This window comes from Pedobacter sp. GW821-FHT01D05 (assembly GCF_059422505.1).
The window spans coordinates 561,684-573,829 of the sequence record NZ_JBWKXA010000001.1; the positions used below are offsets into that span (position 1 = coordinate 561,684).

The 12,146-nt window shown below is 41.3% G+C and carries 8 protein-coding genes; 3 read left to right on the plus strand and 5 right to left on the minus strand.

Annotated features, from left to right (window positions below):
• Positions 1–30: 30 nt before the first annotated feature.
• On the plus strand, positions 31–1,686 hold the full coding sequence (locus AC07VK_RS02245) for a glycoside hydrolase family 43 protein (protein ID WP_492958039.1): 1,656 nt from the start codon (positions 31–33) through the stop codon (positions 1,684–1,686).
• 164 nt (positions 1,687–1,850) lie between these two features.
• Here the strand turns inward: AC07VK_RS02245 and AC07VK_RS02250 are convergent, their stop codons facing one another.
• Positions 1,851–3,218 (minus strand): glycoside hydrolase family 43 protein, encoded by a 1,368-nt coding sequence (locus AC07VK_RS02250; RefSeq protein ID WP_492958041.1) that lies wholly within the window; start codon positions 3,216–3,218, stop codon positions 1,851–1,853.
• A gap of 248 nt (positions 3,219–3,466) precedes the next feature.
• On the opposite strand from AC07VK_RS02250, the gene AC07VK_RS02255 reads away from it, so the two are divergent.
• The gene (locus tag AC07VK_RS02255; RefSeq protein ID WP_492958043.1) at positions 3,467–5,017 is read left to right on the plus strand and encodes a glycoside hydrolase family 43 protein; all 1,551 of its coding nucleotides are present in this window, start codon (positions 3,467–3,469) and stop codon (positions 5,015–5,017) included.
• Between the two features lie 76 nt (positions 5,018–5,093).
• Positions 5,094–5,927, plus strand: coding sequence for an alpha/beta hydrolase (locus AC07VK_RS02260; RefSeq protein WP_492958045.1), 834 nt, complete (start codon positions 5,094–5,096; stop codon positions 5,925–5,927).
• A 252-nt stretch (positions 5,928–6,179) separates the two neighbouring features.
• Here AC07VK_RS02260 and AC07VK_RS02265 read toward each other — a convergent pair whose 3' ends face one another.
• The 4 genes from AC07VK_RS02265 to AC07VK_RS02280 are packed head-to-tail and all read right to left on the minus strand — an operon-like array spanning position 6,180 to position 12,133.
• Positions 6,180–7,271: a glycoside hydrolase family 43 protein gene (locus AC07VK_RS02265; RefSeq protein ID WP_492958047.1), complete on the minus strand. Its 1,092-nt coding sequence runs from the start codon at positions 7,269–7,271 to the stop codon at positions 6,180–6,182.
• A gap of 21 nt (positions 7,272–7,292) precedes the next feature.
• On the minus strand, positions 7,293–10,145 hold the full coding sequence (locus AC07VK_RS02270) for a glycosyl hydrolase 115 family protein (RefSeq protein WP_492958049.1): 2,853 nt from the start codon (positions 10,143–10,145) through the stop codon (positions 7,293–7,295).
• A gap of 3 nt (positions 10,146–10,148) precedes the next feature.
• On the minus strand, positions 10,149–11,255 hold the full coding sequence (locus AC07VK_RS02275; RefSeq protein WP_492958051.1) for an endo-1,4-beta-xylanase: 1,107 nt from the start codon (positions 11,253–11,255) through the stop codon (positions 10,149–10,151).
• Positions 11,256–11,293: 38 nt separating this feature from the next.
• Positions 11,294–12,133: a sialate O-acetylesterase gene (locus tag AC07VK_RS02280; protein WP_492958053.1), complete on the minus strand. Its 840-nt coding sequence runs from the start codon at positions 12,131–12,133 to the stop codon at positions 11,294–11,296.
• Positions 12,134–12,146 lie beyond the last annotated feature (13 nt).

The following is a 12,146-nucleotide window of genomic DNA, read 5'->3' on the forward strand; positions in this document are numbered from 1 at the left end:
TTAGTTTTGAGCATAATCAACGTGCACTTTATGAAAAAACTTCTTCTCTTTATGGCCTTTCTTTATACTGGCTATTCTTACGGACAAATTACATTTACAAACCCGATTATGGCAGGGTTTTATCCTGATCCCAGTGTAACCAAGGTGGGAAGCGACTATTACCTTGTTAATTCAACCTTCGCCTACTTTCCGGGGGTTCCGGTGTTTCATAGTAAGGATTTAAAAAATTGGAAGCAGATCGGCAATGTGATCGATCGCCCATCGCAAATGACTTTCTTCGGTGATGGTACCTCAAGAGGGCTTTTTGCACCTTCAATCAATTATTATAAAGGCACATTTTACATGACCTGTACCAATATCGATAAGCGCGGAAATTTTGTAATGACGTCAAAAAAACCTGAAGGACCATGGAGTGATCCGGTTTGGCTCCCACAAGTGAGAGGGATTGACCCGTCACTGTTTTTTGATCAGGACAAAGCCTACATCGTTTATAACAGCGATGCGCCAGATAATAAACCCCTATATCCGGGGCACCGAACCATCCGTACTTTTCAGTTCGATCCAGTGGGTTTAAAAGTAGTGGGTGAAGAAATTCAGCTGGTAAATGGTGGGGTAGACATCAGCAAAAAACCAGTCTGGATTGAAGGACCGCATATTTTTAAACGTGGCGATTGGTATTATCTCTGTGCTGCCGAAGGAGGTACTTCCGTTAACCACTCACAGGTAATTTTAAGAAGTAAACAAGCCACCGGACCTTATGTTCCCTATGAGAAAAACCCGATATTGACACAACGCGATTTAGACCCAAACCGTAAAAACCCGATTACCTCTACCGGTCATGCAGAATTGGTTGACGGTCCAGATGGTAAAACTTACGCCATTTTCCTGGCTGTAAGGCCTTATGAAGGCAATCATTATAATACTGGCAGAGAAACATTTATCGCTCCGGTTAAATGGGTAGATGGCTGGCCAATCATCAATCCAGACCAAAAAGAAGTTCAATATAGTTATACTGCTGATTTTAAGGAAGTAAAACAGATTGCCCCGCCACAAAGTGGAAACTTTGCCTACAGAACTACGTTCGATAAAAAACTAGATCAATCGTTATTGTTTTTAAGAACCAATGATACCAGCTGGTATAGGTTAGATAAAGAAAATGGCTTAACCATGAAGTTACTGCCTGAAACGTGTATGGGACTAGGAAATCCGGCATTTATCGGGAAAAGACAGCAGCATTTAACTGGTAGCGCTTCAACGGAGATGACTTTTATGGCGGTGCAGCCAAATGAAAAAGCAGGGATGCTTATCTTTCAAGGTGAATATAATTTTTACTACATCTGCAAATCAATAAAAGATGGCAAGCAGGTGGTTCAGCTTTACAAAGGAAACCGAAGCACTAAGGGTATGGACTTGATTATTGAAACTCCGGTAAAAGCTAAAACCCTGCAGTTTAAAATAGAAGCTGATCGAGGGCTTTATAATTTCCGCTACGCTGAAAGCCCGGGCAAATGGAAAACATTAAAGGATAATGTGGACGGAAAGTTTTTGAGTACTGAAACCGCAGGAGGTTTTGTCGGCTCACTTTACGCGCTTTACGCCACTTCATCCGGAGAAAATACTAAAAGTACAGCTTCCTTTAAATGGTTAGATTATAGCGGTAATGATGCCATTTACAAGCAAAAATAGATAATATAGGTTTCTGATGATCTTATCGCCAGAAACCTATTGAAAAATAGTTGACGTTACCTAGGCCACTTGAGAAAATTTCTTTCAGGTTGATTAGTTATAAAAAATAACCTCGCAGATACAATACCTGCGAGATTATTTTTTTTTAAACATAGGGTAAAATTCTATTTCGCCGAAAATGTCCAAAAATCGATATTTACTTCCGGTTTTTCTGTTCCTTTAATGGTTAGGAAAAGATCTTGTTTTCCTGTTGCACCATTAACTTTACAGCTTACTTCTTTCCAGGCCTGCGCATCACCAGTATTTGGCACAGCCAGTGTTCCGATCACTTTTCCGTCAGGGCTGCCTAATCGGAGTTCAATTTTATTGTCTTTTCCAATACTGGCTACCGAAGCCGAAAATCGTTTTGCTCCTTTGCCGAAATCTACACCCCTAACTTTTATCCAATCCCCGTTTTTAATATGCGTAACATTTAAACCACCTTTGCTGCATGTTTCAGTTTTAACACCTTGTTGGTCATTCATCGTTTCGGCCTCCACCCGCATGTAGGGATTTAATCCTTCCACCTGTGGCACTCCATCTGCCGTGTAGGTTACTTGCTCGATACTGCCATCGGCTTTGTAATTGAGTACTTCAACAGCCAGATTTCTTTTAAATTCTGTGGGGATTCCCAATTTGTATGCTACGGCCCTGTTGTGGTAGGCGTGGTACCACTGTCCTTTAAATTCGAAGATTCCCTGGTGGTTGTTGTTATTGTTTTTTGGCGGTTGCGCGGCAACGATTCCTCCATAGGTAAATCCGGTTGTTGGGCTTTTACTCATCATATAATCGATGCGCATTTGTGCTTTCGGGTTGGTTGAGTAAGAGAAATAATAAATCCCATTGCGCTTATGCATCCACGAAGCTTCAAAAAAGGCAGGAGCAGTAATAGAAGTTGCAGGGCCATCTACGCTGATCATATCCCGGTTAAGTTTAATTACCCGAACGTTGCTCTCGCCATTACCACCAAAGTACATATAGGCCTGGCCATCATCATCAATAAAGGTCATCGGATCGAATAACCACATGTTTGGCGCAGGAAGTACACCTGGCGTTTGAGTTTCAACGAGTTTTTTTCCAATTGGATCTTTAAATGGCCCTGTCGGACTGCTCGAAGTGGCTACGCCGATGCCATTGCCACCATTTCCGAAGTATAGAAAAATTTTGCCGTCGCGGGCAATTGCTGCCGGAGCCCAGGTTCTGCCAGCCCAGGCTACATCTCTCGGTGCTTCAAATACCACACCATGGTCTGTCCAGTTTTTCATGTCGCTGCTCGAAATGCAAACGATCGATTTCATTTTGTATCCGCTATTTTTATCGTAGGAGTTCTCATCGTCGTTGGATGCATAGAGATAAACTCTTCCGTTGTAAACAAGGGTGCCAGGGTCTGCCAAATGACGGTAACCGACAATAACTTCATCGGCGGAGCTGATCTGAGTGGTTGTAAGAAGAAATAGAAAAGCGCAGAAGGCTAGGATGGATTTAAGGTTCATAAAGATAATTTGGTTAATTTCAATCAATGCTGCTAAATTATTGAGAACCCTAGTCAGCAACTACTTTATTTCGTCAATTTTACTAGCACATTTGGTTAGTTTGCTTGTTTTTCTGTAACGGGATTGATTGAATTAGAAACATTTGTAACATAGATTTGAACAAAGCAGTTCGCTGATCTTCATATTTCTGAATAGCTTTGAGTACCAAATATAAACACATCGCAAGTTGAGAAACTGACTAAACCTGTATGAAGAATCTTAAATTATTTACACTATTGCTCTTTTTTTTGCTAAATACAGTTGGTGTTGATGCACAAAAAGCGACAAATCCGCTCATTTTTGCCGATGTACCCGATCTTTCGATGATCAGAGTAGGGAAAGTGTATTATATGAGCAGCACCACAATGCACATGAATCCAGGTGTGCCCATCATGAAATCAGCCGATCTGGTAAACTGGAAAATTGTAAGTTACGCTTACGATACCCTCGGAAATGCTGATGAATTAACTTTGTCCAATGGAAAATGGGATTATGGACGGGGATCGTGGGCAAGTAGCCTTCGTTTTCATCAGGGCATTTATTATGTCAGTACTTTTTCTGGTACCACCGGAAAAACTTATATCTACAGTACAAAAGATATCGAAAAAGGCCCGTGGAAACTTAGGTCTTTTAAACCTTCGCTCCATGATCACTCCCTGTTTTTTGAGGATGGAAAACCTTACATGGTATACGGTGCCGGCAAAATTACTTTGGTGGAATTAAAGGAAGACTTATCTGGAATAAAACCCAATACGAAACCCATAACGATTATCGAAAACGCAAGTCTTCCTACAGGTACGGGTGCCGGATTACCAGCTGAGGGCGCCCAATTATTTAAAATTAATGGCAAATATTACCTTTTTAACATTACCTGGCCACGAAATGGGATGCGTACCGTTGTGGTACACCGTTCCGACAAACTTATGGGGCCATATGAAGGGCGGGTAGCCCTTAAAGATAAAGGTGTTGCGCAAGGTGGTTTAATCAGTACGCCAGAAGGAAAATGGTTTTCTTACCTTTTTAGAGATTTTAGATCCGTTGGACGTATTCCATATCTGGTTCCGGTTACCTGGGAAGATGGCTGGCCGGTGTTGGGTGTTGATGGTAAAGTTCCCGGAACACTCGAACTTCCGGTTAGTAGCGGCTTAATTCCCGGCATTGTAGCATCAGATGAATTTGCCCGCAAAAAAGGTGAGCCCGCGCTTCCACTGGTATGGCAATGGAACCACAATCCAGACCATGCATATTGGTCGCTGACTAAACGTCCGGGATTTTTACGGATTAGCACTTCCAGATTGGATACTAATATTCTTCTTGCCCGCAATACATTAACCCAGCGTACCATCGGGCCCGTATCAACCGCAATCACTTCAATCGATATTTCCAATATGAAAACCGGAGACCAGGCTGGATTGATGCTGTTGCAACGCAAATTTGGTTGGGTTGGTGTAAAAAACACGGGGTCAAAGAAAACGGTGGTAACAGTAAGCGCCCAAAGTGGCACTGTTAATGGCGAAGATGTTCCAGCTGGACAGCAAACCATTTATCTCAAAGCAAGATGTGACTTTGAGAACCGAACAGATAAAGGTTATTTTTTTTACAGCTTTGATGGAAAAACCTGGAAACCGATAGGAGAGCCGTTGCAAATGTCGTATACGCTTCCCCATTTTATGGGCTACCGTTTCGGACTGTTTAATTACGCCACTGAAAATGCCGGAGGATATGTTGACTTCGATTATTTTAGGGTTGAAGCAAAATAGAATAGCTCCAGCCTAATCTTACCCTAAATATGGTCATTTCGCTTGGCTAAACACAAATATTAAAAACTAAATATATATGAAAAAACCGCTATTGTTCTTGCTAAACCTCTGTCTATTTGTAGGATTAGCAAATGCGCAAACCAACCTGGCTCCCGCAGGATTTGACGAATTAAATCCTGCTATTGCCCATGGTAAATTAGATACCATCACGTACAATTCGAAAACTGTTGGGGTGAAACGAAAGGCCGTTGTTTATCTGCCGCCACACTATTCAAAGCTTAAAAAATATCCAGTGCTCTATCTTTTACATGGTATTGGTGGCGATGAATTTGAGTGGCTAAATCAAGGACGGCCGGAACGTATACTCGATAATCTTTATGCGCAAAAAAAAGTGAAAGATATGATTGTTGTATTGCCTAACGGAAGGGCAATGGCCGATGATCGCGCTTCGGGCAATATCATGGCTGCAGATAAAGTGGCAGCTTTTGCAACATTTGAACGCGATCTGTTAGATGATCTAATTCCATACATCGAAAAAAATTATCCTGCAGAAACGACCAGAGCACGTAGAGCTATTGCCGGACTATCTATGGGAGGTGGGCAATCCTTAAATTTTGGATTGGGAAATTTAGATAAGTTTGCCTGGATAGGCGGGTTTTCATCGGCGCCAAATACCAAAATGCCAGATCAGTTATTGCCCAATCCGGAAACAGCAAGAGATAAGATAAAACTGCTCTGGATTTCCTGTGGTGATGAAGACAGGCTTTTAACCATCAGCGAACGCACCCGCGATTACATGGTTGAACACAAAGTGCCGCATATTTTCTACAAAGAACCCGGAAAGCACGATTTTAAAGTTTGGAAAAATGATCTGTTTAATTTTTCTCAGTTGCTGTTTGTAAGTAAGTAATTGTTACTTATCGATGGAAATTTAATATTTAAGTTAAATCTCCATCGATAAGCTGAAGAGGAGCCGGAAAATAACGGTTTTCAAAAGCACGTCAATTTTGCAAGGCCGCCTGTTGAGCTTTAATTCTAGCTGTATTGCGTTTTTTTGTCCCCAGATTTCTCAATTCCCGAAACCTGGGGAATAATAGGATAACCATGATTAATTTCATCAATTGCTTCAATTATCCATAACAACCTTATTTTCAACTTATACTTATTCAACCCATGGTTCAATCATTTGGATTGTTCCATCGGCATTATGCTTCAAGTTGGTCACTTTCACATTTCTAAGGTGTGTTTTGCCCGAAAGCTGGGTGTCGTGGTAAAAGATATACCATTTGCCTTTTATCTCTAAAATAGAATGGTGGGTAGTCCAGCCTTGAACAGGCTTCATAAAAGTGCCTTCGTAAACAAATGGTCCATAAGGTTTATCGCCAATTGCGTAAGCTAAAAAATGGGTATCGCCTGTTGAATACGTGAAATAATATTTTCCATTAAATTTGTGCATCCAGGCACCCTCAAAAAAACGTCTGTCGTGGTCATTAGTGAGTAATGCTTTTCCTTGTTTATCTACGAGCTGAACATCTTTTACCTCACCATCAAAGGATAACATATCGCTGCTCAGTTTTGCTACTCTAGCACTCAATGCGGGTTCATTTTCTTTCTGTGAATCTGTTTTAGATCCATTGGCATCGTATTTTCCGTTATTCCAGCGTTGTAGCTGCCCGCCCCAAATTCCACCAAAGTACATGTAACTGGTACCATCAGTATCTGTAAATACTGCCGGATCAATACTATAACTCCCTTTAATGGGTTCAAGTTCAGCCTTAAATGGTCCTGCCGGATTTTTTGATGTGGCAACACCTATTCTAAATACATCAGATTTATCTTTAACCGGAAAATACAGATAATAGGTTCCGTTTTTAAAGGCAGCATCGGGTGCCCAAAGCTGTCTGCCGGCCCATGGAATATCTTTTATGCTTAATGCCACACCGTGGTCGGTAACTTTACCATTAATACTATCCATGCTCAAGATGTGGTAGTCTCTCATGTCAAAATGATCACCATTATCATTTTCCGGAGTGCCTGCCTCGATATCATGGGAAGGATAAACATAAATTTTTCCATTAAAAACGTGCGCAGACGGATCGGCCGTATAAATTTTAGAGATTATAGGCTGTGATAAATAGCTGGATTTTTTCGCCGTTTCCTTTTCTGTTTTTTGGTTTGCCTGCTGGCAGGAGCTGGCAATAGCCATTCCCATAATGGATGTAAAAAGGGTGATTTTTTTTAATTCGTTAATCATGTTGTTCATGGTTTGGTTAATTTAATTTCGTATGCTTTTAATGCTTTCTGGCGGTCCTAAATAACTTGGTTTTAATTCTCCCAGATCCAGTACTAATTTTTGCAGCACCACGCCTGGATTAATCATCCAATAGTTGATGGTGTGTTTTCCGGTTTTGCTAAAGACAAGGGGAGTTTTAAAAATTTTGATGTTGCTGGCTACCGATTGTCCCCAGGCATAATCCGTAGTGTAATCTTTGCTGATATTAACGACTATAGGAGGTTGCTCATCCAATGAAACAGCGAACTTTAGTCCATCTTTCCCGGTAAAATCGATTGTGGGCGAAATAAAGGTGTTTAAGGTAAAATTGCCCGTTTCAGTTACAAAAATGTCGTAAGCCAAATGTGGTGAGCTATTACCAGGTTGTTGAATTGGTGAAGTTACAGGTGTTGCAATTACACCGTTCCTGGTTTTTCCGTAATTTGGAATGGTTTTCCAAAAAATAGGTCTGCTGTTTACCGCGCTGCTATAACTTGTGGCTTCCATCGAGATGTAGCCCTTATCAGGGAGGAATAAATTGGCAGGTAAGTCGGTTGGTATAAAATTTTTGGTTATAATGGGAATGCTGATACTCGATTTATCACTGCCAGAAATGAGAATTTCACTTGTTTTAGTGTTTTTTGGCGCTTTATTCCAATCGATGCTGATCTGGATTTTCTGATCATCGTGAAGTGTTCCCTTTTTGCTGCTTAACATTACAAAATCAGGCGCTTTGATCTCGTATTTCAGTTCACCTGCACCTGTTCTAAAAATTTCGAGCGTATGTGATGTATTTGCAAGCGCTGAAAAAGTGAAGCCCTGCGCTATCTTTGTTTTTCCAGTAAAGTGGAGCTCCGAGTTTTCAAGTGAAATACCAAGGGTGGTGGTCGCATTGTTAATCAGCGTAGTTTTAGGGATAATATTGCTATCAGGCTGTTGCCAGGAAGTGTAGCCAATATGCGTTTGATCCATCATATGGTCCCATTTTCCTCCAGCCATTGTTTTGTTGTAGTAAGTGCTGATTTCGGCATCCCGCTTAAATAAAGAATCAACTTTCCTGGCGAAGCTATTCGTAGAAAATCTGCCCTGTCTGGCATATCGTTTGTTTTTGGCTACAGCGAGATACATCTCATATAAATTAGCCACAGCCTCAATGGGGTGAAGAACCAATTGATAATAGGCATCTTTTTGATTGTCAGCTAACTGATTATTGGTGCTGGTAGCTTGTTGTGCAAGTTTTTTGAAATCAGCGGTAACTTGTTCGAACTCGTTATAGTTGCTTAAACTATAGGTATTTGCATGAAGCAGTTCTGGTTTAATTCTACCTGCATATTTTAGGTAAGTGTCTATATGGCTGGCAATTGCTGTGGCGTGTTCATTACCAAACTGGTTGGCCGCCCAATTAATTGTGTAGTCCATTAATTTGTCGGCTGGGATGGCGTCAGGATTCCAGGCATAATCTAAAAAGAACTGGATGGGGAACTCCATTGGTTTTAAATCACCTACGTTTACGATCCAGATCTGATTGGCATCATGTTCGTAAGCCAATCGCATTTGTTCCCAGATTTTTTGGATAGGGTTGGTGTTTACCCACTTGTAGTTTCTGGGCCCACCCACATAGTCGAAGTGATAATAAATCCCATAACCGCCTTTTCTGTGCGCTTCGCTTAAACTTGGCAATTTTCTGATGTTGCCCCAATTATCATCGCATAAAAGTAAAGTTACATCATCGGGAACGCGCATCCCTTTGTCGTAATAATCCTGAACTTCCTTATAGAGGGCCCACAGCTGTGGGGTTTGCGCTGCAGGTTTTTTTGTTACTTTTTCAATAATTTCACGTTGATCTTTTACAATTTTTTCCAATAGGGCGGTAGCTGTGCCGGTTGACATGGGTTCGTCGCCATCGCCACGCATGCCAATTGTAACGATCTGTTCTTTATCGGCTACACGTTGCAGCCCGCTTTCCCAAAATGCACGTAACTGTTCTGGATTTTGATCATAGTTCCATTTGCCACCTTTATATCTTTTCCACTCATCATGGGCACGTGTTAGGGGTTCGTGATGAGAAGTTCCAATTACTACACCGTATTCGTCGGCTAAAACGGGGTTGAGTTTATCGTCGTCGTTAAATGCATTTCCCCACATGGCTGGCCATAAATAATTTCCTTTTAAGCGAAGAATCAATTCGAACACCTTCTCATAAAACTTATGGTTAAACCCTCCAAATTCCTTTCTGCTCCATCCGGAAAGTGCTGGCGCTTCGTCATTTAAGAATATCCCACGGTATTTTACCGCAGGTGAAGAAATGATATGCCGCCCTCCAATAACATAAACCGAACTGCTTTTTTTTACCGGAACATCAGCCCAATAATACCATGGTGAAACACCGATTTGAGCAGAAAGCTCGTATATTCCATATATTGTTCCCCGCTTATCGCTTCCGGCAATTACTAAAGCAGAATCTATGCCCTTAATTGGGTTTTTTATCACCTGAATTAATGTGGCTTCCCATTTTCCGGCAATATCAGAGACATTTAGACTATGGTTCCGGATCATTTCGTCGATAATTTTGCTGTTGCCGATCGTGCCGATGATGATAGGCATGCTGGTTGTTTTATCCGTTAAAAATTCGGCTTCAAGTCCACTTACCTTTTTTATATCGTTTTGAAGATTTTTGGCGGCACGTATAGCACCTGGCCATTCGTTAGCATTTATCAAAATGGAAGGAACCTTACCTTTGCTCACCACAGCAAAACTTCCGGGCAAATAAGTATTTACCATAATTGGACCGAGCCCAGCGGCTTCTACAATGGCGATGTTGAAAAGGAGTAAGACTAACGGAAATATTTTCTTCATTATTTAAAATTTAATAACGGCCCAATAGGCTTTTTTTGGTTTTAATTGCGTGTCGAAAAGTAAGGGATAATTTTTGCGGCCAGGTACCGGATAACCATCCAGCCAGGTACGGCGATCAGAAATGTTCCAGAATGTAACGTTGGTGATTACATTTTTATACTTTCTGAAAACGTTGAACACCATTTTGTACTTTGCAACCTGACTGGCCTCGAGTTCAGCGGTATAAGCATCGTTTTCATTCGCACGTTTGGCACGTTTATTTTTCTCCCATGGATAAATGGAAAGATCCAACTCGGTAAATTGTATTTTAAGGCCTAAAGATGAATAGCGTTCAATTGCTGTAACGAGTTCCTTTTCAGTAGGTTCATAAATAGACCAATGCGCTTGGAGGCCAACGCCATCTATAGGTACGCCTTTGTCTTTCAGGCTTTTGAGTAACCTGTAAACGCGTTCTCTTTTTTCTGGTCGTTCGGTATTGTAATCATTGTAATAAAGCTTTGCATCGGGATCGGCGGCGTGCGCGTATTCAAAGGCTTTAATGATAAAGTCTTCACCGCAGATTTGGTACCATTTCGAATTTCGTAAGTATTTTGTAGAATCATCGTCAATGGCCTCATTTACAACATCCCAGGCATATATTTTTCCCTTATATCGCCCAACTACGGCATCAATATGTGCCTTCAATCGTTGTAGCAAAACTGTTTTATTTACTTCCTTTCCGGCTTTATCTGTGAAAAACCATGAGGGCGCCTGCTCGTGCCAGCATAAATTATGGCCACGTACTTTGATGTTATTTTGCGCTGCAAAGCTGATAATCGAGTCGGCTTCCCGCCAATTAAATTTCCCTTCTACAGGCTGCATTGACTCCATTTTCATGTCGTTTTCTGCTGTAATGCTGTTAAAATGTTTTTTAATCAACGCGCCTTCCTCTCCACTCAGATTTCTTTTGCCAACGGCAACACCAATGGGGAAGTAATTTTTGTAAAAATCTTTTAAACCCCTGGTATCTGTTTGATAACTGGAAAGCGATTGACCCGTTTTACATCCTCCAAAGCCCAGTACGAAGAATAGAAATAGGGTATAGCTTGAAAATATATTTTTGGCACTCATTGTATTTTGATCAATTTGGAAAATTATAGGCCATTTGATTATTTTTTGCCGAGTAAGCTCAGCATCTTTTCTCCATATCTTTTGCCTAACATACGGTAGCCTTCGGCAGAAAAATGAAGATTGTCCGGCCCATCGGGGCAGCCCGCAGAAGAAATAACGTGTGCGTTGGGAATGGTTTGTGGCAAGGTTGCAATAATGGCGTTCATGCTGGCACAAACGCCACCCTGGTCGGCGTTTACCACTTCTCCAGCTAATAATGGAGTATTTTTAGCTTCTAATTTTAGGTCTTTCAGCAGGTTTTCATATACACCCTTTACTTTTTCTGGCCAGGCTTTGTCGCCTGTATTTGATTCTCCCTGATGCAACAATATTCCTTTGATTATACCACTTTGCTGTGCAATTTTAGCCATCTCTACCATACGGGCATATGGGTTTCCATCATATTCAGCTAACATACCCTTCATCCAATCTGGCGCTGTTGCCGTGTAAGATTGGTAATTTTCTTTATCGAACAGTTCAATTTTACATCCGCCTATGGCGACATTGATTACACCGATTTTAATGTTTTTGGGCAGGCTGGCAACAAGTGTCCGACCGAAATAATCTACCGGGCCCAGTCCCGTTTTACATCGTGTTAGCGGGGGAACAGCAGTATACCAGTTGCCTTTTGTACGGTTTAAGTTATCGCAATTAACGGCTTCCAAAAGGCGAAACCGCTGATCAACTGCTGTAGTATCTTGTGTTTCAAATTTGGCGGCACCTTCCATGTTCGATTGTCCGAAACACAGAAATATATAAAAATTCGAATCTTGTGAAAATGAGGGGATGCTGATCAGCAATAAAGCTGCGCATGTAAAGATGGCACGGAGTTTAGTCATATTTGGTTATAGT